We start from the raw sequence: 26,202 nt of genomic DNA on the forward strand, positions 1-26,202 counted from the left end.
AAACGGAAATGGAACACATCAGTGTTCCTTTTCTTGCAACAGGACACTTATCCTGTTACATAAAATATAAATGATATTGGAGGGTGATCATTTGGAAAAACCTGTGTTTAAGCGTGTAGTCCTGAAAGTTAGTGGAGAATCGCTGTCGGGACCAAACGGTTATGGAATTGATGCAGACACGATTGCATCCATTGCCGAGCAAGTCAAAGATGTTGTGGAACTGGGTGTAGAAGTTGCTATCGTATGTGGAGGCGGCAATATCTGGCGTGGTATCGCTGGTAGCGCCAACGGGATTGATCGGGCAACGGCAGATTACATGGGTATGCTGGCAACGGTAATGAACTCACTTGCCTTGCAGGATGCTTTGGAGCAAATTGAAGTACCTACACGTGTGCAGACATCCATCGCGATGCAACAAATTGCAGAGCCTTATATCCGTCGTAGAGCTATCCGCCATCTGGAAAAAGGCCGGGTTGTTATCTTTGCTGCAGGTACAGGAAATCCGTTCTTCTCGACTGACACTACAGCTGCTTTGCGAGCTGCTGAAATTGAAGCTGAAGTGATTCTGATGGCTAAAAATAAAGTGGATGGTGTATATTCGGCCGATCCGTTTAAAGATAGCACAGCCGAGAAATATGAGCAGCTTACGTATTTGGATGTACTTAATAAAAACCTCGGTGTCATGGATTCCACAGCTTCCTCGCTGTGCATGGATAACAATATTCCGTTGATTGTCTTTGCTATTACAGAGCAAGGTAACATTAAACGTGTCGTGCTGGGTGAGAAAATTGGTACGATCGTCAAAGGGAGTGTAAATTAATGCCACAATCCGTGAAAAAAAGCGCAGAAGAGCGCATGCAAAAAGCAATTCAGGCATTGCAACGTGATCTTTCATCTTTGCGTGCAGGGCGAGCGACACCAGCTTTACTGGACCGTGTGCAGGTTGAGTATTACGGCGCAATGACTCCAGTCAACCAACTGGCGAACGTAAACACCCCTGACAGTCGGACCTTGATGATTCAGCCTTGGGACAAATCCTCCTTGGCAGACATCGAGCGTGCTATCCAAAAATCCGATCTGGGTTTGACGCCTTCGAATGATGGGAATACCATCCGTCTGAGCATTCCTGCTTTGACAGAGGAGCGCAGAACTGAGCTGGTAAAGATGACGAAAAAGAACGGTGAAGAAGCGAAGATCGCTATTCGTAACATCCGCCGCGATGCAAATGATGATATCAAAAAAATGGAGAAAAGTGATATTTCCGAGGACGAATCTCGTAAACATCAGGAAGATATCCAGAAGACGACCGATAAATATATCGCTGAAGTGGATAGAGTTTTAGCTGCAAAAGAAAAAGAAATTATGGAAGTCTAAAAGAATGGCAGCCCCTCCCTTACGGTGGGGTTTGTCTCTTTTCAAGCCTGAGGCACATTTTCAGAGAATGCTGGAGGAACTGGAATGATCAAACGGGTTCGGTCTTGGTGGAACAGGGAACAAAATCAGCAAACACCGGCCATTTCAAAAGACAATATTCCGCAGCATGTTGCTGTCATCATGGATGGAAACGGCAGATGGGCCAAACGGATTGGAATGCCGCGGATTGTAGGGCATCAAAATGGAATGAAGGCAGTGAAGCGCACAGCAATTGCGGCGGATGAACTGGGTATTAAGTATTTGACTATGTTTGCTTTTTCGACTGAAAATTGGACGCGTCCAAAGGACGAGGTTGATTTTCTAATGAGGCTACCACAGGAATTTCTGGCTATTGAGCTGGATGAGCTGATTGAAAGAAATGTGCAGGTACGTATGATGGGAAACAAGGAACACTTACCTTCTCATACCGTTGATGCGCTGACTGAAGCGATTCGGCGAACCGAAAATAATACCGGACTTGTTCTTAATTTTGCATTAAATTATGGAAGTCGACTGGAAATCACAGAATGTATGCAGACGTTGGGACGCCAAATTGAGAGCGGGAAGCTCAAAGCAGAAGATATAACGCCCGATATGATCGGTAACACGTTGCTTTCCAGTGATATGCCAGACCCTGATTTACTGATTCGGACAAGTGGTGAGCTTAGACTTAGTAATTTTATGCTCTGGCAGCTTGCTTATAGTGAGTTATGGTTTACGGATATTTATTGGCCTGAATTTAAGAAAGAGCATTTATACGAGGCAGTGATCGAATATCAGCAAAGATCACGACGGTATGGCGGACTGAAGTAAATGGAGGATGAAAGCCGTTGAGACAGAGATTAATTACCGGTATTCTGGCAGGCGTATTCTTTTTGGCGATGGTCCTGTGGGGCGGCTTGGCCTACCATTTGCTTATTTTGGCAATGGCCCTTATCGGATTTTATGAGTTCGCACGAATGACGCAGGTATCTCCTTTTGGGGGTACGGCATTACTTGGGTACGTGAGCATACTGGCTTTTGTGTTCCCTTATCAACCTTTGGGTTTGCATTCACCACTATCCTTTGCCAGCATGCTTTGGCTGCTAATGATAGCTTTCATGATCATTACAGTAGGAACAAAGAACAAAATCCCTATTCAAACGGTAGCTATGCTATTCCTTGGTACCGTTTATATAGGTTTTGGATTTTCGTATATTGCTGAATCACGTCATATGGAACATGGGCTATTATGGACTTTTTTATTGCTGGCTTGTATATGGGCAAGTGATGCAGGGGCCTATTTTGTAGGTAAAATGGCAGGAAAGACGAAGCTATGGCCTGCGATTAGTCCAAACAAAACAGTCGAAGGGTCCATCGGTGGGATTGTTTTAGCACTGGTTATAGCTCTGCTATTCGCCGGATTGTCAGGAGGACTGCTGCCATGGTCCAAAGCCTTCGGTATTGGCTTGGCTTGTGCGGTTGTGGGGCAACTGGGCGATTTGGTACAATCTGCGTATAAACGAGTGTACGGCATTAAAGATTCCGGTAATCTGCTGCCAGGACACGGCGGGATATTAGACCGCTGCGACAGCTGGATTGTCGTTTTTCCATTTGTACATATGCTGATGCTGCTTCCATGAAACTTACCTGGTGATTATTCGTTCATGCTCAGGATCAATCTCTATGCTGCTCACGCCGCGTCATTCGAAGGATGAAACCAATAGCATAGCTGCCCTGAATAACAAACAATAAGCTCCTGGATAAAAGTGATTTTCAGGATAGGAAGGTGCATCATGAAAAAAATTACGGTACTCGGTTCAACCGGATCTATTGGAACACAAACGCTGGATGTCGTTTCCATGCACCCGGATCAGTTTGCTGTTGAGGCTTTGGCGGGCGGTTCTAATATAAAGCTACTTGCTGAACAGGCGCATTTTTATCAGCCTAAAAAAGTGTCTGTCGGTACCAAGCAGCTGGCGGAGGAAATTCGTCCTTTACTGCCATCCGGCATGGAACTGCATTGGGGAAATGAAGGACTCGTTGAGCTGGCTGCAAATACAGAAGCAGATATGGTTGTGACGGCTGTAATGGGCAGTGTCGGATTGCACTCCACGCTGGCCGCGATTGAGGCTGGGAAGCAGATTGGATTGGCCAATAAGGAAACACTGGTTACTGCTGGTCATCTGGTCACAGAGCGAGCTCGGGCGAAAGGAGTGCCGTTGCTGCCGATTGACAGTGAGCATTCAGCTATCTTCCAATGCTTGAATGGTGAGCGCATGAAAGATGTGGCACACATCACCCTCACGGCATCGGGCGGTTCTTTCAGAGATTTGACAAGAGAACAGCTTCGTACAGTTACGGTGGAAGACGCACTCAAGCATCCTAATTGGTCGATGGGCGCCAAAATTACGATTGATTCAGCAACGATGGTAAACAAAGGGCTGGAGGTCATAGAGGCGCACTGGCTGTTTGGGCTTGACTATGAGCAAATTCACGTGTTGCTTCATCCGGAAAGCATCATTCATTCCTATGTGGAGTTTCAGGATACAAGCATTGTTGCCCAACTAGGGAATCCGGACATGAGAGTACCCATTCAATATGCATTGACTTATCCTGAGCGGATGAAATCCCCGGCAAAACCGCTGTCACTAGCAGAGGTGGGTAAGCTCCATTTTAAGGAAATGGACTTTAATCGTTTTCCTTGTTTAAGACTTGCCTGTGAATGTGGTAAAATGGGTGGTACAGCACCAACCGCATTTAATGCAGCTAATGAGATTGCTGTTGCCCGTTTTCTGCGTGGAGAAATTCCTTTTCTGCATATTGAGTCTATTATTGAACGTGTGCTGGAGCGACATGTCAATGTGGCTAACCCTGATCTGTCTGAGATTGAAGCCTGTGATCGTGAAACTCGCAGCATAGCTGCCGGGCTATAAGGCTGACTTGGGATTGGAAAAGCGAAATGTGATTCTCTTGTGCAGGATTGGAGAATAATGATAATCTAGGAGTACAAACTCGATCTCATTGAAAGGGGAACGAAAACGATTGGAAACGATTCAAATAGTGTTGATGACGGTGCTCATGTTTTTCGTCATAGTGACGGTGCATGAATGGGGGCATTATTATTTTGCCAAACGCGCCGGGATTCTGGTACGGGAGTTTGCGATCGGTTTCGGTCCGAAACTGTTTTCTTATAAAAGAAACGAGACGCGATTTACGCTACGTTTGTTGCCTTTCGGTGGTTTTGCCCGCATGGCGGGAGAAGATCCGGAGGTCAATGAAATTGAAGCCGGACAAACGATTGCTGTACGCGTAACGGACGGTGTCGTTAAAACCATTTATCTGGATCAGCTGGATAACCGTAAAAATGTAGTGCGTGGTGAAGTGTTGGATATTGATCTGGAACAGGCGCTGACTGTAAAATTGGATGTGGATGGCGAAGATCAGCAATACACTGTACACCCGCAAGCGATGATGGTAACCAAAGGACAATCCATTCAAATTGCTCCGAAGGACCGGCAGTATGGCAGTAAAACGGTGGGACAGCGTGCAATGGCTATTTTTGCTGGGCCACTGATGAATTTTATTCTTGCTTTTATTCTGTTTGGTCTGCATATCCAAATGGTCGGGATACAAGTGGAAAACCCCACTTATGTTCAAATTAGTGAAATTACAGCGGGGATGCCTGCTGCTGAGGCTGATTTGCATAAGGGAGATATCATTGAATCGGTTAATGGTACTGCAATTGGTGCGAATGTTGAAAACTTGATCAAGCTGATTGCTGATTCTCAGGATAAGCCGATGAAGTGGAAAGTTCGCCGGGATAATCAAACATTCGATCTCACTATAACACCTCGTGCAATGGAGGGGCAAAAGGGCGGCAAAGTAGGTATCGTGCCTGAACTTCCAAAGCGCCAGGCAGGTGTTGGAGAGACGTTTAAATTTGCCGGACAATCCATGGTAAGAACAACCGATATTATTTTCCAAGGATTTAGCCAGCTCATTCAACGCTTTTCTATTAATGATCTGGGCGGTCCAGTACGTACTTTTGAAGTGACGGGACAAATTGCCAAGCAGGGCATTGAGCAGTTAACGTATTGGACTGCTATCATGAGTCTCTATCTGGGGATATTTAATTTGTTGCCGATCCCGGCACTGGATGGTAGCAGACTTGTGTTCCTCGGTGTGGAGGCGGTTAGAGGACGTCCCATTGATCCGGGTAGAGAGGGAATGGTCCATTTCGTTGGTTTTGCTATGCTATTCCTGCTTATGATCGCGGTCACGTACAACGATATTTTACGCTTAATTAATGGTTAATTAGAGGCGGACTTATATAAAAACGGTCTGTATGGGAGGACATGCATTTCTATGTCGAACGATAAACAGTTTGTCGAGGAAATTACGCCACAGAGCGAAGATTTTTCCCGATGGTATATTGATGTTATTAAAAAAGCAGAACTGATGGATTATTCCCCGGTTCGCGGGTGTATTGTATTCCGCCCAGATGGTTTTGAAATTTGGGAGCACATCAAGGAAGCCATGGATGTACGTTTCAGAGAAACGGGGCATCGAAATGCCTATTTTCCAATGTTCATACCCGAAAGCTTTTTCCAAAAGGAAAAAGAGCATGTGGAAGGATTTAATCCTGAGCTTCCTTGGGTAACCGAGGCTGGAGGGGAAAAGCTGGAAGAGCGTCTTGCAATCCGTCCGACTTCGGAAACGATGATTGGACATATGTACTCCAAATGGATTCAATCCTATCGGGATCTGCCTGTGCTAATTAACCAATGGGCTAACGTGGTACGTTGGGAAAAACGGACATTGCCTTTCTTGCGTACAAGTGAATTTTTGTGGCAAGAAGGTCACACAGCTCATGAAACAGAGGAAGAAGCACGCGAAGAAACGATGAAAATGCTGGAAGTGTACCGTGAGGTCATCGAAGAAGTTCTGGCTATTCCGGTTATTACTGGGCAAAAAACGCCATCTGAAAAATTTGCAGGTGCGAAGGATACCTTCTCATTGGAAGCGATGATGAAGGATGGGCGTGCAGTACAAGCTGGGACTTCCCATTATATGGGGACCAATTTTGCGGTTGCATTTGATATTAAATATTTGAGCCGTGAAAACAATCTGGAGTTCGCACATACAACTTCATGGGGAACAAGTACACGTTTGATTGGTGCACTGATTATGGTCCATGGAGACGATCGTGGTCTGGCTTTGCCTCCTAAAGTTGCACCTACGCAAGTCGTTATGGTTCCAATCGGACCACCTAAGAAGCGTGATGCAGTTATCGCGCGTGCAGATGAATTGTTCACTGAGTTGAAGCAAGCAGGTGTACGTGTGAAAATGGACGACCGTAGCGATGTAAGTCCGGGTTGGAAATTTAATGAATATGAAATGCGCGGTGTACCGGTACGTTTGGAAATCGGACCTCGTGATATGGAAAATGGTGTTTGCGTACTCGTATCCCGTATTAGCGGGGAGAAAAAAATTGTTCAGCAGGACAACCTGGTAGAGGAAGTCCAAGCAATGCTTGCACAGGTACAACTTGAAATGTATGATCGCGCGAAGAATTTTATGGAAGAAAACTTCTATTCCGTCGATACGCTGGATGAAATGAAGGCGCTCATGGAAGAAAAACGTGGCTTTACTTTGGCAGGTTGGTGTGGATCTGAGGAATGTGAAGACAAGGTCAAAGAAGTAACAGGTGCTACAAGCCGTAATATACCGTTTAAAACAACCGAGCAAAAGACCATATGTTTGTGCTGCGGCAAACCAGCCAAGCATACTGTAGTGTTCGCACGGGCGTACTAATAAAGAAGTAAAGCAAACCCATTATACTCACTTCATTTTCTCTGCCAGCAGTATAACTGTACGTGGCAAATGCCCCGTAGGATTTATATTGCCGTGATGGAGGGGTGAGGTGGGCTACGAAAAGCTTTTGCGGTCGGAGATGTTTTTGACGCAGAAGCTTTTCATGTTTTCAGAATGTAGAATTGAACATGAGGAGAACAGCTGTACACTAAGAAGACAGCTAGGCTAGCATCATTAGAAAATGGGGGGAAAGCCATGGGCGGAGCTGAAGAAAAAAGAAAGCGGCTGGAACTGCTGATGAAACAGGTTGTGATGCCTGCAGGAGTGGTTGAACCTTACTTTTTGGACGGTTGGATTGATCAGGTGGAAATTAGCCGTACCAATAAGGATTGGAATATCATCATTGTCAAGGAGACACTTGTCCCTGCTCAGGTGTACCGTACGTTTTGCATTCAGGTACAGGAAAAGATGAATCATATCGCTAAAATAACGTTTCAGTTTCATTATAGTGAGCAGGTTCAGCCTGGTGATATTATCGGCGAATACTGGAAGCTTTTTCTGGAGTGGGTGCATCGTGAAATTCCCTCTGTAAACGGTTGGATGAATCGGGCTGTGCATGAGTGGGAAGATGGGCTATTCATACTGACGATGAGCGATAGCATGTCGCTGGAGCTGGCACGTAAAAAACAGATTGACCAAGCTATTATCAAATTTTACGATAAATATTTTGGACTCTCCATGCGCGTTAAAATTCAGGTGGGTGAAAGTAACCAGGAGGCGTTGCAGCAGTTCCAAGAGAAGAAGATGCAGGAAGAACGCGAAGTTATTCAGAAGATGATGGAAAGTATGGAATCTGAAATGCCGCCTGAAGATGAGGAAGAGGGAGATGTCCGGCTTCAATTTGGTTATGAAATCAAAGAACCACCTGTTCCGATGCAGGATATTCAGGACGAAGAAAAGAAGGTCACGTTACAGGGAACAATCTTCGGTCTGGATAGTAAAGAGCTGCGTAATGGCAGTACACTGTTTACATTCTATTTGACGGACTTTAGTGATTCGCTACAGATGAAAATGTTTGCAAAAACAAAAGAAGATCTAAAGATACTTAGCCTGCTGGCTAACGGAAAATGGGTCAAAGTCCGCGGTCGAGTAGAATACGATCGTTTTATGCAAATTCCCGAGCTGGTTATGATTCCTTCCGATCTGGTTGAAGTACAGGCTCCACCTACTCGCAAGGATAATGCAGAGGAAAAGCGGGTTGAGTTCCATCTGCATACGAAGATGAGCGCAATGGACGCTGTAGCCTCGATTGACCAATATGTCAAAACAGCCGCCAAATGGGGTCACAAGGCGATTGCGGTCACCGATCATGGTGGTGTGCAATGCTATCCTGATGCTGCTAAGGCAGCAAAGAAAAACGGAATTAAAATGATCTACGGCATTGAGGCCAATGTGGTTAATGATGCAGTTGAGGTTGTGATGCAGGCGCAGCCGTTAAATTTGAAAACAGCGACTTATGTCGTTTTTGATATTGAAACTACCGGTTTGTCCGTCACGCAAAATAAAATCATTGAGATAGCGGCTGTCAAAATGCATGAAGGCAAGGAAGTTGACCGTTATGCTACCTTTGTTAATCCGCATGAGCGTATTCCCTACAATATCCAGCAATTGACCAACATTAACGATGAAATGGTCAAGGATGCACCCGATGTGGAACCAGTTATGAAGGAGTTCGTAGCTTTTGCTGGCGATGCTGTGTTGGTTGCCCATAATGCGAGATTTGATGTCGGTTTTATCCAGGCAACTCTTCGAAAGATGGGTTTGCCTGAAATGACCAATCCGGTACTGGATACGCTGGAACTGGCCCGTTTGCTTTTTCCAACCATGAAGAATCACCGCTTGAATACACTGACGACCAAATATAAGGTTGCGCTTGAAAGCCATCACCGAGCCATTGATGATACGGTTGCTTTGACAGAGGTGTTGAATGGTTTGCTTAATGATGCGGAACAAATTAAAGGTATGAAAATGCTCGACCGTTTGAATGACTATGTGGGAAAGGATTTATCGACCGCTCGTCCGTTCCACTGCTGCATTTATGCCCTTAATCCGATAGGTAAAAAAAATCTGTACAAGCTGGTATCGATGTCTCACACCGAATATTTTAAGCGTGTGCCTTGTATTCCTAAATCTAAATTGTCTGAAATGAGAGACGGACTGCTCATCATTTCCGGCTGCGAAAAAGGAGAATTTTTCGAGGCCGTGTTGAACAAATCCGAGGAGGAAGCCGAGGAAATCGCCCAGTTTTATGATGTGCTGGAGATTCAACCTTTAACGATGTATATGCATCTGGTGGAAAAGCAGCTGGTAAGCGGACCTGATGCCCTGAAAACGGCCTTACGCAAAGTATGCGAAATAGGAAAACGACTTGATAAGCCCGTGATTGCTACAGGCAATGTTCACTATTTGGAGACTCGCGATAAGCTGTACCGTGATATCACCATTCACGGCATTACGGGATTTAGCCCGCTAAAGGATATCCGTAAGCCGGATGCTCATTTGCGGACAACGGATGAAATGCTGGCGGAGTTCGAGTATTTGGGTGAGGAAAAAGCTTATGAGGTCGTTGTGACAAACACCAGCGAGCTTGCGGACCGTTTTGAGGAACTGGAACTGTTCCCTGACAAGCTGTTTACGCCATTGCTGGACGGAGCCGACGAGGAAATCCGTAATACATGCTATGAGACGGCTCAATCCATTTATGGTGAACCCTTGCCTGAGGTCGTTGTAGCACGTCTTGAAAAAGAATTGGAACCTATTATTAAATACGGTTTCTCCGCTAACTATCTCATTTCCGAGCGTCTGGTTAAAAAGTCTAATCAGGATGGATACCTGGTAGGTTCACGGGGGTCTGTTGGCTCATCTGTGGTAGCTACTTTTCTCGGTATTTCTGAGGTTAATCCATTGCCTGCCCATTACATTTGTGGTAATCCTGAATGCAGACACAGCGAATGGTTTTTGGACGGAAGTGTACCGAGCGGGTTTGACTTGCCAGATAAAAACTGTCCGAATTGCGGAGGCAAGCTCAAGGGTGAGGGGCAGGATATCCCCTTTGAAACGTTCCTCGGCTTTAAAGGAGATAAAGTTCCGGATATTGACTTGAACTTCTCCGGAGAATATCAGCCTGTCGCACATAACTATACGAAGGTGCTGTTTGGTGAAAAAAGTGTTTTCCGTGCAGGAACCATCGGTACGGTTGCCGAGAAAACGGCGTTTGGTTTTGCAAAAAAATATGAAGAGGCACACCATAAAAAATGGCGCGGGGCCGAGCTGAACAGGCTGGCTTCCGGCTGTACAGGTGTAAAACGCAGTACGGGACAGCATCCAGGCGGGATCGTTGTTGTTCCCGATTATATTGAGGTCGAGGACATTACACCGGTGCAATATCCGGCTGATGATACGAGCTCGGAATGGAAAACGACGCATTTTGATTATCACGCTTTTGATGCGAATTTACTCAAGCTCGATATTCTGGGCCATGATGATCCGACCATGATGAGGATGCTTCAGGATTTGACCGGGGTTGATCCTACGACAATTCCTATGAATGACCCTAAGGTGATGAGCATGTTTAACTCCACGGAGGCACTCGGTGTAACACCGCAGCAAATCCGTACACCTGTTGCAACCTATGGTGTTCCAGAGATGGGGACAAAGTTTGTACGCCAGATGCTGGTAGAGTCGCAGCCGAGTTCTTTTGCCGATTTACTGCAAATATCCGGTTTGTCTCACGGTACGGGCGTATGGCTGGGGAACGCGCAGGAATTGATCAAAAATAATACCTGCAACATCAAAACCGTAATTGGTTGCCGGGATGATATCATGCTCTTTTTGATTTACAAGGCGGGGATGGATGCAGGTCTGGCCTTTAAAATTACGGAGAGCGTGCGTAAAGGTAAGGGACTTAGTGCCGAATGGATTGAGGAAATGAAAAAATGCAAGGTGCCACAATGGTACATTGATTCCTGTCTGAAAATCCAGTACATGTTTCCAAAGGCGCATGCTGCAGCCTATGTTATTTCAGCGGTGCGTACAGCATATTTCAAGCTGTATCATCCGATTGAATATTATGCGACTTATTTCTCAGTACGTGCAGCCGATTTTGATATTGAGCTGTGCTGTCAGGGGTATGATGCGATCGCGAGGAAGATTGTCGAAATCGAGCAGCTTGGTTTTCAGGCACCGCCAAAAGAAAAAGGGATGCTGCCGATCCTGGAAATGGCTTTGGAAATGACAGCTCGCGGTTTCAGTTTCAAATCCATTGATTTGTACCGTTCCGAAGCTACACGCTTCAAAGTGGATGGAGATTCGCTCATCCCTCCGTTCGGAGCCCTTCAGGGGATTGGTGATAATGCGGCGCGTAACATCGCAGCTGCCCGCGAGCAGGGTGAGTTTTTGTCTGTCGAGGATTTTCAGCAAAAGTCGAAGGCCAGTAAAACCATTGTCGAAATGCTGTCCCAGATGGGATGCTTCCGTGGTCTGCCGGAGAGTAATCAGCTGTCTCTGTTTTAATTCGTACCACAGTAGTCAAGCTCTGGCACTTGTCACATAACTACGGTTATGTTATAATTTTTTTGGTAATCATGGAGATAAAACTGTTGCTAAAAGAGTGGGGAAACCCACTCTTTACTGTTTGATACACAGTTACAACGTGAAAACGTTATTTTTGGGCCAAAACCGGTACGCCGGTTTATTTGCAGTGAGCCCGAAATGAACATTACATCAAATAAAAATGGAAAATGCCGGTGATGAAGAAGCATTGTCCATAGTAATGGGGCGTCTTTTTTCACCACAGGAAAGTTTACTTTTGGAGGTTATAATCTTTGAGCACACCAAAGATCAAATCAGCAGTAGAAGAAATGGCCCAACCTTATCTCGATGAGCATGGCTTTGAACTGGTCGATGTCGAGTATGTTAAAGAGGGCAGCAATTGGTTTCTTCGCGTTTTTGTAGACAAAGACGGAGGAATTGATCTGGACGACTGTAGTATGATCAGTGAGTATCTGGGCCAAAAGCTGGATGAGAATGATCCGGTTTCTACAGCATATTTTCTGGAGGTATCTTCACCAGGCGCCGAAAGACCGCTGAAAAAAGCGGAGGACGTTGCTAAAGCGGTAGGCAAAAATGTATTTGTTACTACATACGAGCCGATCAACGGCCTGAAGGAATTTGAAGGTCGTCTGCTTTCTTTTGAGGATGGAGAGCTTACCATTCAAAGCGGACAAAAGAAGCATGCCATACCTTATGAAAAGGTAGCTGGTGCAAGGCTCGCGATCATATTTTAATTCGGGTTTGATTGTTGCTGTTTGACATGACTTCATGTTTTATACCTCGTGTGCTGACCAGGACACAGGTGCCATCATTTGAAAGGGGGAGCAGTAATCCATGAGTATGGATTTTATTGAAGCAATGAACGAGTTGGAAAGAGAAAAGGGGATCAGCAAGGATGTGCTGTTTGAGGCCATTGAAGCAGCATTGATTTCCAGCTACAAACGGAATTTCAACACTGCACAGAACGTGCGTGTTGATATGAACCGCAACTCGGGAGTCATTAAGGTATATGCGCGCAAGCTGATTGTTGAGGAGGTTCTGGACCCTCGCACCGAGATTTCGTTGCCGGCGGCTCGTGAAATTAATCCGCATTTTCAGTTGGAGGATATCGCTGAAATTGAAGTTACACCACGTGATTTTGGACGGATTGCTGCACAAACAGCGAAGCAGGTCGTGACCCAGCGCATCCGCGAAGCGGAACGGGGATTGATCTACAACAAGTTTGTGGACAAGGAAGAAGATATTGTAACAGGAACCGTACAGCGCCAAGACCCGCGCAATATTTATATTGATTTGGGCAAGGTAGAAGCGGTTCTGCCGTTGAGCGAGCTGATGCCGAATGAGAAATTTAATCATCTGGATCGAATCAAGGCTTATATTACCAAGGTAGAGAACACAACCAAAGGGCCGCAAATTATGCTGTCCCGCTCACATCCGGGTCTGCTAAAGCGTCTGTTTGAACTCGAAGTGCCTGAAATTTTTGACGGTGTTGTAGAGATTCGTTCTGTAGCGCGTGAAGCAGGCTTCCGTTCTAAAATCGCGGTTCATTCCCGCAATGAAGAGGTTGATCCGGTAGGCTCCTGTGTAGGACCTAGAGGAACACGGGTACAAACTATTGTGAATGAGCTGCGTGGTGAAAAAATCGACATTGTGCGCTATTCCGATAACGTTGACGAATACGTTGCTAATGCGTTAAGCCCATCTAAAGTACTTGAAGTACAGGTGTTTGAAGAAGAAAAGATGGCACGCGTCATTGTACCGGATTATCAGCTTTCTCTGGCTATTGGCATCAAAGGGCAGAATGCTCGTCTTGCTGCTAAGCTTACGGGCTGGAAAATTGATATTAAGAGTGAAACACAGGCGGAGGAAGAGCTTGGCAGACCAAGAACTTCCACCGATGAAATGCATCAGGATTCCGTGTCAGTAGATTAAGCGGAGTGTAGGGGGGTTAATGCATGAAACAGAGAAAGATACCTTTGCGCAAATGTGTGGCCTGTCATGAAATGATGCCAAAGAAGCAGTTGATCCGTGTCGTCAAAACCCCTGAAGACGAAGTGCTGATTGACTTGACCGGTAAAAAGTCAGGACGCGGCGCTTACTTGTGCGGCAAAGCCGCCTGCTTCAAGCTGGCTCAAAAAAGTAAGGCACTGGATCGAGCATTGAAGCACTCGGTTCATCCTGACATCTATGAGCAGCTAAGTCGTGATTTTGCTGCCGTCGAGGAAGAATTCCTGGCGGCACAAGGCAGCGTGCAGGATGAATAAGGCGCTGTCTGGATTGGGTCTTGCCATGAGAGCTGGCAAGCTGCTAACAGGTGATGAGATCGTTTATAAAGCGATCAGGTCTTCAGAAGCCAAGCTGGTCATTCTTGCGAAAGATGCTTCAATGAATACTCAAAAGAAATTCCGCGACAAATGCGGGACGTACAAAATCCCCTTATTGATAGGATTTGACCGGGAAAGCTTGGGAAGCAGTATCGGCAAACCTGAACGGGTGGTGCTGGCTGTGACAGATCAAGGATTCGCGAAATTGATCATGAAACATGCGGGGATAATGTCGGAGGTGGAGTATATTGAGTAAACAAGAAAGCAAAGACAAAGTGCGGGTATACGAATACGCCAAATCGTTGAACATGAGCAGCAAAGAAATTATCACCATTCTTAAACGGCTGGATATTCCCGTGAACAACCATATGAGCGTCATGGAACATGATGCCGTAGGTAAAGTGGAAAACTTTTTTAAGAATATCAAATCCAATGCTGCGGTCAAGCAAGGTGGAGCAGACACGGCGCAAGTAAGCTCGAACCAGACTCGTTCAAGCCAAACCGGTTCAAGCCAGGCCGCTTCAAGTCAGAACAGTAATCATTCAACTGAGCAAACCAAAAATCAACAGGAAAAGCAGGTAAGTATGAATAGGACAAACAACAACCAAAACAGTAATCGAAGCAGTGCTCCAAGAGCGCAGGGTAGTCAGCAGGGCGGTCAAAACCGCAGTCAGCAAAGTACGAATAAACCGAGTGGTCAGCAAGGCAGCCAGAACCGCAGTAATGGTCAACAACAAGGAGGACAACAGCGTTCCACTAGTAGCACAGGTACGCGTTCTCAAGGAAGTAGCCAGGGTGGTACGGCAGTAAGAACATCTTCATCTACGGGGAGCAGCAATGCGAACCGTAATAGTGGTGGTGGCAACCGTACAGGCAGCAGTAACGGTAATAACCGTTCCGGTCAAGGCCGTTTCGACGATAACCGTCAAGGCGGAGGACGCGGTGGTAACGGTGGCCGTGGTGGTAATAACCGCGGTGGTAACAATCGTGGTGGTAAATTTAACAACCGTGGTAAAGGCCAACCGCAGGAGCGTCGTGAGAAGATCGACAACACGCCTAAGAAAATTATTGTGCGCGGTGAGATGACCGTAGGCGAAACAGCCAAGCTGCTTCACAAGGACGCGTCAGAAGTTATCAAAAAGCTGATTATGCTCGGAACAATGGCGACAATCAACCAGGAATTGGATATGGATACCATTCTTTTACTGGCTGGAGATTTCGGCGTTGAAGTAGAAGTGAAGATTCCGGTAGAAGAAGATCGCTTTGAAACTGTGGAAGAAAATGATGATCCAGCGGATCTGAAAACACGTCCACCAGTTGTAACAATCATGGGTCACGTCGATCATGGTAAAACCACTTTGCTGGATGCTATTCGCTCCACGAATGTAACGGGTGGCGAAGCCGGTGGTATTACACAGCATATCGGTGCATACCAGGTTGAAATCAACGGTAAAAAAATCACCTTCTTGGATACACCGGGTCACGAAGCCTTTACTGCAATGCGTGCTCGTGGTGCTCAAGTTACAGATATGACGATTATCGTGGTTGCAGCTGACGACGGTGTTATGCCACAGACGGTCGAAGCCATCAACCATGCCAAAGCAGCAGGCCTGCCTATTATCGTGGCTGTGAACAAGATTGACAAACCGGATGCGAACCCGGATAAAGTGAAGCAAGAGTTGACGGAATATGAGTTGGTACCTGAAGAGTGGGGCGGAGATACTATTTTCGTCAACGTCTCAGCGAAACAAAGAATGGGTCTGGAAGATCTGCTCGAAATGATTCTGTTGGTAGCTGAAGTGAATGAATACAAAGCGAATCCGGACAAACGGGCACGCGGTACCATCATTGAGGCTGAGTTGGATAAGGGGCGCGGTTCTGTAGCTCGTGTGCTCGTGCAGAACGGTACTCTGAAAGTCGGCGATGCCTTCGTAGCGGGGAACTGCTTCGGGCGTGTACGTGCCATGGTCAACGACAAAGGTCGTCGTCTCAAGGAAGCTGGACCTTCTACACCAGTTGAAATTACTGGTTTGACAGAAGTTCCACTTGCTGGTGATCCGTTCATGGTGTTTGAGGATGAGCGCAAAGCCCGTGCTATCGCTGATAGACGTGCGATCACGCAGCGTCAGTCCGATCTGGGCAGCAACACCCGCGTAACGCTGGATGACCTGTTCCAACACATCAAGGATGGTGAGATGAAGGATCTGAACGTCATTATCAAAGGTGATGTACAGGGTTCTGTCGAAGCGCTGAAGGGCTCCTTGAACAAGATTGAAGTTGAAGGTGTACGCGTAAAAATTCTTCACAGTGGTGCAGGGGCAATCACCGAATCCGATATTATTTTGGCTGCGGCTTCCAATGCTATCGTCATTGGTTTTAACGTTCGTCCAGATAATCAGGCCAAATCTACAGCAGAAGCTGAAAAAGTGGACATTCGTCTGCATCGCGTTATTTACAATGTCATTGAAGAAATCGAGCAGGCTATGAAAGGCATGCTGGATCCTGAGTATAAAGAAAATGTGATCGGACACGCTGAAGTACGTAACGTGTTCAAAGTTACTAAAGTCGGTACGATTGCTGGCTGTATGGTGACGTCCGGTAAAATTACCCGTTCAGCAGAAGCACGTCTGATTCGTGACGGCATCGTGATTTTCGAAGGCAAAATCGACTCACTGAAACGCTTTAAGGACGACGCAAAAGAAGTTGCCCAAGGTTACGAATGTGGTATTACCCTTGATGGCTATAATGATGTTAAGGAATCCGACATTATTGAAGCGTTCGTCATGGAAACAGTGGAGCGCTAACGGCAGAGAGGTGAGCATCCATGGCTAAAATACGTACAGGTCGAGTTGGCGAGCAAATTAAGAAGGAACTAAGCCTACTCATACAAACCGAATTAAAAGACCCCCGTATCGGTTTTATTACGGTGACGGGTGTCGATGTCACAAACGATTTGTCCCAGGCGAAAGTATACTTGAGTGTACTTGGGGATGAAGAACAAAAAACTTCTTCCCTGAAGGCATTGGACAAAGCGAACGGTTATCTTCGTTCTGAACTTGGCAAACGGATACGGCTTCGCCATGTTCCTGAGCTGATTTTCAAAATTGACGAATCTATTGCTTACGGCAGTCGAATTGAAAAGCTGTTGAGTGATATCGACAAGGACGAAAAATAGGAATTCCTGTTGGTGTGAAGAAACCATGAACTGAATGTAAAGGAGACGGCAATGCATACCTATGAACAGGCGCTTCAACAAGCGAAGGAATTTATTCTGGAGCATGATGATTACCTGATCGTATCGCATGTACAGCCGGACGGAGACGCAGTCAGCTCCACCGTAACGGTGGGCTGGCTTCTCTCATGTCTGGGGAAGAAATTTACCATGTTGAATGAGGGAGCTATTCCCAAACGCATGGACTTTTTATGGCATGCCGATGAGATTATGGATATGAGCCAGCAACCGCCAGAACGGAAATACAACCGGATCATTTGCGTGGATTGTGCAGACTACCGTCGTGTTGGTTTGACAGAACAGTTTTTTGCGGAAGATGCCGTTATCCTGAATATTGATCATCATCCAACGAATGATGCGTATGGTACGGTGAATGTAATTAAGTCGGATGCAGCAGCAACAGCGGAAATCCTTTTTGATTTACTGGAAATGTTTGCCGTAAAGTGGGACGTTGAAGTAGCGACTTCTGTGTATACAGGACTGCTGACGGATACAGGAGGCTTCCGGTATTCCAACACTTCGCCAAAGGTGATGTCTATTGTGTCACAGTTGCTCACTTATGGTGTAGATGGTCCATCTTTGTCTGAAAATTTGCTGGAAGAAATGACATTCCCGCAAATGAAGGTGCTGACCAAGGCATTGCAGACGCTCACCATGTCGGAGGATGGTAAAGTCGCCTGGGTGGTTGTTACACTTGAGGATATGGAAGAGTGCGGAGCTGTGAACGAGGACTTGGAAGGGATTGTTAACTATCCAAGAAATATTCGTGGCGTTGAAGTAGGCATTTTCTTTAAAGTGATCAATGAACAAGCGGTTAAAGCCAGCATGAGATCGGCAGGCCGTGTTGATGTAGCTGCGTTAGCCCAGTCGTTTGGAGGCGGAGGCCATGTTCGTGCGGCGGGCTGCCGGCTAGAAGGCAAACTGGAGGATATTATCAAGATCGTTGTAGGGCGGGTGAAAGACGAGCTATGAACCCGTTGAAGAAGGAACAGGCAAGTTGGGAAGGCGTTCTGCCCGTCTATAAACCCGCTGGATTTACCTCTCATGATGTAGTGGCGAAGGCTCGTCGTTTACTGGGGATGAAGCGAATCGGACACACCGGAACGCTTGATCCGCAGGTAACCGGTGTGCTGCCCTTGTGTCTGGGACGTGCTACCCGAGTCGTAGAATACATGCAAGAGCGGCCCAAGGAGTATCGGGCTATGCTGAGATTAGGCATTGCAACCGATACCGAAGATCTTACGGGGACAGTTATTGAAGAAAGTGAACGTCCGGTAGAAGTAACGGAACTGGAAGCCAAAGCGACGCTGGAGCGTTTTGTTGGTACGATTTCTCAAGTGCCGCCGATGTATTCCGCACTCAAAGTGAATGGCAAACGTCTATATGAACTGGCTCGAGAAGGCAAAACCGTAGAGCGCAAAAGCCGCGAAGTAGACATTTACGAGCTGGAAATGACAGGATTTGCTCAGACAGGATCATATGTGGACATTTCCTTCCGTGCTTTATGCTCCAAAGGGACATATATCCGTACACTATGTGTTGATATTGGCCGTGCCTTGGGATATCCTTCGACGATGGTCAAGCTGGAGCGAACCATGTCTGCGGGAATTTCCGCAGAACATTGCCTGACGTTCGAAGAGATAGAGCGCTGCGTAGCGGATGGCAGTTTGGGTGAGCGGCTTATTGCAACCGATCAGGCGATTGACTATATGCCTGAGCATACGGTGGCCGAAGCGAAGGCAACTGCAGCTTTGCAAGGCCAACGTTTGTCGCTGAGTATGATTTCACCACCTGTGGACGACAGCCAGCCCTTCCGTTTGTATAAAGAGGATAAAACGTTTTTAGGTATATATGGACGAGATGAATCAGGGGCAATTGCTCCAATTAAAGTTTTTTTATAAATTTTCAGCGGAGCTGAACAATTCTATAATTACAAGAAAAGCTTCCGCTGGGCGTGGTCGCTTCTGTGAAAGTAACGTCGATAGACGTTTTTCTTACCCCGAATTGTGCTATAATTTTGACGAAGTTAGTCAAATGATGTGAAATGCAGGTGAATGAATATGATTACCGTTTCGTTGTCTTATCCATTGAGCGATGAGCTTTTACAGCAATGGGGGCGTCCACAGGTCACGGCGATTGGTCAGTTCGACGGTCTTCATCTGGGGCACGCAAGCGTCATACACCAAGCCGTTTCGCTGGCTCGGGAACAGAAAGTGCCGGGTTCTGTCATGACATTTCATCCTCACCCAAAGGAAGTCATGAAGAAAGGTGACTATGAAGGTTATTTAACACCGCTTGCGGACAAGCAGACTATTTTGGCCGAAATGGGTGTGGATGTTCTTTATATTATGAGCTTTAACGAGGATTTTTCCAAGGTCAGTCCTGAGGCGTTTATGACAGATGTACTGCTTCCTTTGCAAATTCAAACGGCAGTAGTGGGCTTTGACTTTCGGTTTGGCTACCGAGGGGCAGGGCATGAGGATACGCTTCGCAAGCTTGGTGGGGAGCTGATGACTGTGCACACTGTACCCCCGTTTGAACTGGATGGGGAAAAGGTGAGCAGCTCTGGCATTCGCCGTGCTTTGCAGACCGGGGATCTAACACAAGCGTCTCGCTGGTTGGGACGTCCTTACCGTATACGGGGGACTGTTATGGATGGAGAGAAGCGGGGGCGTACCATCGGATTTCCGACCGCCAATCTCAAATTAGATGATACTTACGTAATTCCGGTCAAGGGTGTATACGCTGTACGGGCACTCGTAGGCAACCGTTGGATAAGCGGTGTCATGAATGTAGGAGTCAAGCCTACCTTTCATGAAGGCGTGCTGAATCCGTCGTTTGAGGTGCATTTATTTGATTTTAATCAGCAGATTTATGGGGAGTCTGTGCTGGTTGAGCTTCATCATTACATCCGTCCTGAACGTAAATTCTCTTCAGTGGATGAGCTGATCAGTCAAATTGGCAATGACGCACAGACAGCTAAAAAGCTGTTGGGCTAAATTATTTACATAAGACAGGCGCTGTGTTATACTGACTTATGTTGTGTAAACAACGATGAACCTTAGCTTGGTTGTCCGCTTTCACCGGCGGCTACGAGGCTAGTGGCGATTATAATGAAGGAGGTGAACAGGATGGCATTGACTCAAGAGCGTAAACAGCAATTGATCGAGGAGTACAAAACTCATGAATCCGATACAGGATCACCTGAGGTACAAATCGCTATCCTTACTGAAAACATCGTCAACTTGCAAAGTCACTTTCGTTCGCACAAGAAAGACCATCACTCCCGCCGCGGGTTGTTGAAAATGGTCGGTCAGCGTCGTAAGCTTTTGGCTTACCTGAAGAAGACTGATGTTAAACGTTACAGTGCGTTGATCGAACGTCTCGGACTGCGTCGTTAATTTTCAGACATGTAATGTGAAAAGAAGCCTGGTTGTTCACCGCTTGTCCCTGCTAAGGCGACGGCGGACAGCAGCCGGGTTCTTTTTTGAAATGGGAGTCTTTTTTGAAATGAGAAACTTTTTTAAAATTACATATCTTATTTGAATGTGAATTTCTTATGAATAAGACTTGCGCAGGAAATACTGGATATGTATAGAACTTTTACAATGGAATGAAATGGAGGGATACCATGGAGCAACGTGTAGAAATGCAGCTCGGCGGAAGAAAGCTGGTGCTGGAAACAGGACGTCTTGCGAAACAAGCCAATGCGGCAGTTAAAGTAAGCTACGGAGAAACAGTTGTGCTTTGTACCGTGACTGCTTCCCGTGAACCGAAAGATCTGGACTTTTTTCCGCTGACAGTAAACTATGAGGAAAGATTATATGCTGTTGGGAAAATTCCAGGTGGATTTATTAAACGTGAAGGACGCCCAAGTCAAAAAGCGATTTTATCCAGCCGTTTGACAGACCGTCCGATTCGTCCATTGTTTCCAGAAGGCTTCCGGAATGACGTACAGGTATTGAATCTGGTGATGAGTGTTGATCAGGATTGTGAGCCGGAAATTGCAGCAATGATCGGAACCTCGGCGGCACTTAGCATTTCGGACGTGCCTTTTAACGGGCCGATTGGTGGAGTTGCTGTAGGCCGTGTAAACGGACAATTCGTGATTAACCCGGACATTGCCCAACAGAATACCAGCGATATGTACCTGGTTGTAGCCGGAACGAAAGATGCCATCATGATGGTAGAAGCTGAAGGTGACGAAATTCCAGAGGAAGTCATGCTGGAAGCCATTATGTTCGGCCATGACGAGATTAAGAACATTGTCGCAGTCATTGAACAATTGGTTCAAGTGGCAGGTAAAGAGAAAATGCAGGTTAAGCTGCATACTGTTGATGAAAAAGTGAACAGTGAAGTACGTGCTTATGCAGCTGGACGTTTGGTGGAAGCTGTTAAAATTGCAGAAAAACATGCCCGTCAAGAGGCGATTGATGCAGTTAACGAAGAGACAATTGCCCACTTTGAAGCACAATACATAGAGACGCCTGAGCTTCTGAAAGACGTGAGCGAAGTTCTCTATGATATCGTTAAAGAAGAAGTTCGTCGTCTGATTACGCATGATAAAGTGCGTCCTGACGGTCGTAAGCTTGATGAAATTCGTCCGATCGAAAGCGACACGAGCATTTTGCCACGTACGCATGGCTCGGGCTTGTTCACACGTGGTCAAACGCAAGCGCTTAGCGTTTGTACACTTGGCGCATTGGGTGACGTACAAATTCTGGACGGTATTGATCTGGAAGAAACGAAACGTTTCATGCACCATTACAATTTCCCTCCATTCAGCGTAGGTGAGGCTCGTCCTTTGCGTGCGCCGGGTCGACGTGAAATTGGACATGGTGCTCTTGGGGAGCGTGCGCTTTCCAAAGTAATCCCTTCCGAAACTGAGTTTCCATACACCATCCGTCTGGTTTCCGAGGTGCTGGAATCGAACGGTTCAACCTCCCAAGCTAGTATTTGCGCAAGCACACTGGCTATGATGGATGCAGGTGTACCGATCAAGGCTCCGGTTGCAGGTGTAGCTATGGGATTGATCAAGGACGGAGATCATGTTTCCGTGCTTACGGATATCCAAGGCATGGAAGATCATCTGGGTGATATGGACTTTAAAGTGGCTGGTACAGCAGAAGGTGTAACTGCTATTCAAATGGATATTAAAATTGACGGTATTGACCGTGAAATTTTGCAGGATGCGCTCAAGCAAGCTAGAGAAGGACGTTTGTTCATTCTTAGCAAGATGATGGAAGCCATCCAAAAGCCACGCGAGCAGTTGTCTCCGTATGCTCCAAAAATTATGACGATGCATATTAATCCAGACAAAATCCGTGATGTTATTGGCGCGGGTGGTAAAATCATTAACAAAATCATCGAAGAAACCGGCGTGAAAATTGATATCGAGCAAGATGGCCGTGTGTTCATCGCTTCCACAAACCAAGAGATGAATGAAAAGGCGCGCTCCATTATTGAAGGTATCGTTAAGGAAGTTGTAGTCGGAGAGATTTACATCGGTACAGTGAAACGGATTGAAAAATTCGGTGCATTCGTCGAGATTTTACCGGGTAAGGACGGTCTGGTGCATATTTCTCAACTGTCTACTGAGCGTGTAGCCAAAGTTGAGGATGTAATTGCTATTGGAGATACGATTACGGTGAAAGTAACTGAAATCGATCAGCAAGGCCGTGTCAATTTGTCCCGTAAGGCGGTTCTGACAGCTGAAGCTCCTGCAAAGTCCTAGGTTCTGATACCGCGGACCACAGTAACAGAAAGTCTATCCGTTTTTTACAGAACACGGGATTTGATAGTATTATTTAAGCTTTTGGAAAGAGGCAGAGCTACGTTTCTGGCTCTTTTTTCATACATATGCACAAGTGTGCCGAAGTGGGCTGCTAGAAGCTTACTGCGTCATAGTTCTTGTCCTCTCCGCATACAATGTGGACAAACGGGCGGGAGGATGAAGGGACCATGAGAAGGGCAAAGACAGCGGCGTGGGTTGTAGCCAGTTTGGCCATCACGCTGATCATCGGGCAGTTTAGCGGGGTTCGTGATTACATTGGTCAATTACGTGACGGACAAGGTACAGAAGTTAACGAGCCTGAGGCTGTAACAACGATGGTGGTTGCGGCTTTACCTGATAATGCGCTTATGCAGCGACTACGTACTGAAGCAGCCCGTCAGCGGCGGGAACCGGTTGATGCCAAGATCGACAGAGTATGGAAGGCTATTCCGGGTTATAACGGACTGGAGGTCGATCTGGAGGCGACCTATCGTAAAGCGATAAAGGCCCCAGACCGCCCAATCCAGTATGTGTATCGGCAATTGGCGCCCAAAGTACATTTGAACCAGCTGGGTAATGTGCCAATTTACAGGGGAAATCCCGAGAAGCCGATGGTCTCCTTCATGATCAATGTGGCTTGGGGAAACGAGTATATCGTACCGATACTGAATACGCTGGATCAGGAAAAGGTCAAGGCTACGTTTTTTCTGGATGGAAGCTGGTTGAAAAAAAATACCGAACTCGCCAAGGAGATTCAAAAAAGAGGACATGAGCTTTCGAATCATGCCTACTCTCACCCCGATATGAGTCGTCTGAGTCGGGAAAGGGCCACACAAGAAATACAGAAGACGGAAGTGCTTCTTCAAGAAATCTTGGGTGTGAAAAACAGCTGGTTTGCCCCGCCGTCAGGTGATTTTAATCAGCAAACCGTTGATCTGGCCGCAGAACTCGGACTCAAAACCGTGCTGTGGACATTGGACACCGTAGACTGGAGGCATCCGTCGCCAGAATCGGTGGTTAACAAAATCAGCAGTCAGGTTGAATCAGGCTCCCTGATATTAATGCACCCTACGGATTCCTCAGCGGCGGCTCTCAAGGGCATGATTCATGCCATTCGGAGTAAGGGACTCGTGCTCGGAACTGTCAGTCAGACGCTTTCCCCTGATCGGCAGCTGCCTGCTCCGGTTGAGTGAACGTCTTTTTTCTGTTAGGATTGAACATTATGGCAAAGTATGCAATTCAGTTTAGGAGGGCCAATCGTGGAAAGAATTCAACTCAAAAACGGCCTAAGAGTGGTCATTGAAAAAATTCCAACCGTGCGTTCAATTTCTTTTGGTATCTGGGTTAAAACCGGCTCCCGGAATGAAACACCGAACAATAGCGGTATTTCTCATTTTATTGAACACATGCTTTTCAAAGGAACAGAGCGCTTCAGCGCAAAGGAAATTGCTGAGCAATTCGACGCCATCGGAGGAAATGTTAATGCGTTCACTTCGAAGGAATATACCTGCTATTATGCAAAAGTGCTGGATGAGCATCTGCCGATTGCGGTTGATGTGTTGTCTGATATGTTCTTTCATTCCAAATTGGATCGTGATGAACTAGCAAGAGAGAAAAATGTGATTCTTGAGGAAATCTCCATGTACGAGGACACACCAGATGATATGGTGCATGATCTTGTATCTCGGGCAGCTTATGGTGAACATCCGCTGGCTTATCCGATACTCGGAACCGAAGGGCATCTGCTTGCTATGGATAGCTCACATCTCAGCCACTATATGAAGGAGCATTATACAATTGATAATACAGTTATCAGTGTGGCTGGCAATGTTGATGATCGACTTATCGAATTGCTGGAACAACATTTTGGACATTTTGATAATTATGGAACCGCTTCGCCGCTAACAGTACCTGCGTTTAACGGTGAACTGTTGTATCATGAGAAAGCGACGGAGCAAAATCACATTTGCTTATCGCTACCCGGATTTGCAACTGGCGACGAACTCCAGTATGCTATGGTATTGCTGAATAACGCGATCGGTGGCGGCATGAGCTCACGTTTGTTTCAAGAAATTCGGGAAAAGCGCGGGCTGGCTTATTCGGTTTATTCCTATCATAGCTCTCATGCGGATAGCGGTTTGTTCACGATCTATGCTGGAACCGCTCCTAAGCAGACCAAGGACGTACTGGACTTAACGCTGGAGCTGCTGCGGGATGTGGCTATCCACGGATTGGACGAGAATGAGCTTCATAAAGGTAAGGAACAGCTAAAAGGAAGCTTGATTTTAAGCCTTGAAGGTACCGGTAGCCGAATGAACCGCCTTGGAAAAAATGAGTTGATGCTGGGCCGGCATTATACGCTGGATCAAATGATCGAACATATCGAGCAAGTGACGGCTGATGATGTGAACAAAGTGCTGGACCGGATGTTCTCGGAGCCGTTTGCTCTGTCGATGGTCGGAGCGAATGATTCAGCGGTTAAGGATATGAGGAGGGACTATTTTGTTAACTTACGTGGAAATTAACAGACTTGAGGGCAATGAAGATATTGAGTTGCCTCGTAAAATGTCAGAGCTTGCATCCGGGTTTGACCTGTATGCAGCGGTACAGGAGGAGCTGGTGCTGGAGCCGGGCAAACGTTGCCTCGTGCCAACCGGATTTGCAATAGCGATGCCAGCGGGACTGGAAGCACAGATCCGTCCGCGTAGTGGACTAGCTCTCAAGCATGGTATTACCTGTCTCAACACACCGGGGACGATAGATGCGGATTATCGTGGGGAAATAAAGGTACTGCTTATTAATTTGGGCGAGGAATCGTTCACGATTACACGTAATGAGCGAATTGCGCAAATGGTATTTCAGGCTGTACCTGAGGTGGAATTGAAACAAGTAGACCAGTTGTCTGAGACAGTGCGTGGTGCTGGGGGCTTTGGCCATACAGGACGCTGAGTCTATGATCATTTTATGCATATAAATACACAAAAAAAGCTGTCCCATCATCATGGGCGGCTTTTTTTGCTTTTCACCCCTTTCCGGGCGCTTGCATAGAATAA

22 protein-coding genes are annotated in these 26,202 nt (G+C 46.5%); all 22 read left to right on the forward strand.

Annotated elements, in window-relative coordinates:
• Positions 1-91 precede the first annotated feature (91 nt).
• The 22 genes from pyrH to dut all read left to right on the forward strand — a co-directional run bounded on the left by pyrH (position 92) and on the right by dut (position 26,098).
• The gene (pyrH, locus tag GCU48_RS21130) at positions 92-820 is read left to right on the forward strand and encodes a UMP kinase (RefSeq protein ID WP_013309918.1); all 729 of its coding nucleotides are present in this window, start codon (positions 92-94) and stop codon (positions 818-820) included.
• Positions 820-1,374: a ribosome recycling factor gene (frr, locus tag GCU48_RS21135; protein ID WP_025719844.1), complete on the forward strand. Its 555-nt coding sequence runs from the start codon at positions 820-822 to the stop codon at positions 1,372-1,374. The genes pyrH and frr overlap by 1 nt, the downstream gene beginning before the upstream one ends.
• Positions 1,375-1,458: 84 nt before the next feature.
• On the forward strand, positions 1,459-2,226 hold the full coding sequence (locus GCU48_RS21140; RefSeq protein ID WP_152381352.1) for an undecaprenyl pyrophosphate synthase: 768 nt from the start codon (positions 1,459-1,461) through the stop codon (positions 2,224-2,226).
• A gap of 17 nt (positions 2,227-2,243) precedes the next feature.
• Complete coding sequence (locus tag GCU48_RS21145; protein ID WP_152381353.1) at positions 2,244-3,035, forward strand: phosphatidate cytidylyltransferase; 792 nt, start codon at positions 2,244-2,246, stop codon at positions 3,033-3,035.
• Positions 3,036-3,188: 153 nt separating this feature from the next.
• Positions 3,189-4,328 carry a 1-deoxy-D-xylulose-5-phosphate reductoisomerase gene (locus GCU48_RS21150; RefSeq protein ID WP_152381354.1) on the forward strand — a complete coding sequence of 380 codons (1,140 nt, stop codon included), beginning with the start codon at positions 3,189-3,191 and terminating at the stop codon, positions 4,326-4,328.
• A gap of 109 nt (positions 4,329-4,437) precedes the next feature.
• Positions 4,438-5,709: an RIP metalloprotease RseP gene (rseP, locus tag GCU48_RS21155; protein ID WP_025719850.1), complete on the forward strand. Its 1,272-nt coding sequence runs from the start codon at positions 4,438-4,440 to the stop codon at positions 5,707-5,709.
• Between the two features lie 51 nt (positions 5,710-5,760).
• Positions 5,761-7,209, forward strand: a complete 1,449-nt coding sequence (gene proS, locus GCU48_RS21160) for a proline--tRNA ligase (protein ID WP_025719851.1) — start codon at positions 5,761-5,763, stop codon at positions 7,207-7,209.
• Positions 7,210-7,464: 255 nt separating this feature from the next.
• On the forward strand, positions 7,465-11,781 hold the full coding sequence (locus tag GCU48_RS21165; RefSeq protein ID WP_152381355.1) for a PolC-type DNA polymerase III: 4,317 nt from the start codon (positions 7,465-7,467) through the stop codon (positions 11,779-11,781).
• A gap of 311 nt (positions 11,782-12,092) precedes the next feature.
• Positions 12,093-12,554 (forward strand): ribosome maturation factor RimP, encoded by a 462-nt coding sequence (rimP, locus tag GCU48_RS21170; RefSeq protein WP_152381356.1) that lies wholly within the window; start codon positions 12,093-12,095, stop codon positions 12,552-12,554.
• Between the two features lie 100 nt (positions 12,555-12,654).
• Entirely contained in the window at positions 12,655-13,752 is a 1,098-nt protein-coding gene (nusA, locus tag GCU48_RS21175) for a transcription termination factor NusA (RefSeq protein ID WP_007430066.1), read from the forward strand.
• Between the two features lie 23 nt (positions 13,753-13,775).
• Entirely contained in the window at positions 13,776-14,084 is a 309-nt protein-coding gene (gene rnpM, locus GCU48_RS21180; RefSeq protein WP_007430067.1) for an RNase P modulator RnpM, read from the forward strand.
• Positions 14,077-14,400 carry a L7Ae/L30e/S12e/Gadd45 family ribosomal protein gene (locus tag GCU48_RS21185; protein WP_007430068.1) on the forward strand — a complete coding sequence of 108 codons (324 nt, stop codon included), beginning with the start codon at positions 14,077-14,079 and terminating at the stop codon, positions 14,398-14,400. Before rnpM ends, GCU48_RS21185 begins: the two co-directional genes overlap by 8 nt.
• Entirely contained in the window at positions 14,393-16,948 is a 2,556-nt protein-coding gene (gene infB / locus GCU48_RS21190) for a translation initiation factor IF-2 (protein ID WP_152381357.1), read from the forward strand. The genes GCU48_RS21185 and infB overlap by 8 nt, the downstream gene beginning before the upstream one ends.
• Before the next feature lie 20 nt (positions 16,949-16,968).
• On the forward strand, positions 16,969-17,319 hold the full coding sequence (gene rbfA, locus GCU48_RS21195; protein WP_025719857.1) for a 30S ribosome-binding factor RbfA: 351 nt from the start codon (positions 16,969-16,971) through the stop codon (positions 17,317-17,319).
• Positions 17,320-17,370: 51 nt separating this feature from the next.
• A complete protein-coding gene (locus GCU48_RS21200; protein ID WP_152381358.1) occupies positions 17,371-18,348 on the forward strand; it encodes a DHH family phosphoesterase in 978 nt (325 codons plus the stop codon).
• Positions 18,345-19,277 (forward strand): tRNA pseudouridine(55) synthase TruB, encoded by a 933-nt coding sequence (gene truB, locus GCU48_RS21205; protein WP_025719860.1) that lies wholly within the window; start codon positions 18,345-18,347, stop codon positions 19,275-19,277. The genes GCU48_RS21200 and truB overlap by 4 nt, the downstream gene beginning before the upstream one ends.
• A gap of 159 nt (positions 19,278-19,436) precedes the next feature.
• The gene (locus GCU48_RS21210; RefSeq protein ID WP_152381359.1) at positions 19,437-20,375 is read left to right on the forward strand and encodes a bifunctional riboflavin kinase/FAD synthetase; all 939 of its coding nucleotides are present in this window, start codon (positions 19,437-19,439) and stop codon (positions 20,373-20,375) included.
• Between the two features lie 132 nt (positions 20,376-20,507).
• Positions 20,508-20,777, forward strand: a complete 270-nt coding sequence (gene rpsO, locus GCU48_RS21215; RefSeq protein WP_007430074.1) for a 30S ribosomal protein S15 — start codon at positions 20,508-20,510, stop codon at positions 20,775-20,777.
• A 230-nt stretch (positions 20,778-21,007) separates the two neighbouring features.
• Positions 21,008-23,110: a polyribonucleotide nucleotidyltransferase gene (gene pnp / locus GCU48_RS21220; RefSeq protein WP_152381360.1), complete on the forward strand. Its 2,103-nt coding sequence runs from the start codon at positions 21,008-21,010 to the stop codon at positions 23,108-23,110.
• A gap of 227 nt (positions 23,111-23,337) precedes the next feature.
• Complete coding sequence (locus GCU48_RS21225; RefSeq protein ID WP_152381361.1) at positions 23,338-24,342, forward strand: polysaccharide deacetylase family protein; 1,005 nt, start codon at positions 23,338-23,340, stop codon at positions 24,340-24,342.
• 66 nt (positions 24,343-24,408) lie between these two features.
• Positions 24,409-25,674 carry a M16 family metallopeptidase gene (locus GCU48_RS21230; protein WP_152381362.1) on the forward strand — a complete coding sequence of 422 codons (1,266 nt, stop codon included), beginning with the start codon at positions 24,409-24,411 and terminating at the stop codon, positions 25,672-25,674.
• Positions 25,652-26,098, forward strand: a complete 447-nt coding sequence (gene dut, locus GCU48_RS21235; RefSeq protein WP_025719868.1) for a dUTP diphosphatase — start codon at positions 25,652-25,654, stop codon at positions 26,096-26,098. The genes GCU48_RS21230 and dut overlap by 23 nt, the downstream gene beginning before the upstream one ends.
• The last annotated feature ends 104 nt before the right edge of the window (positions 26,099-26,202 follow it).

Source organism: Paenibacillus brasilensis, assembly GCF_009363115.1.
Classification (GTDB): Bacteria; Bacillota; Bacilli; order Paenibacillales; family Paenibacillaceae; genus Paenibacillus; species Paenibacillus brasilensis.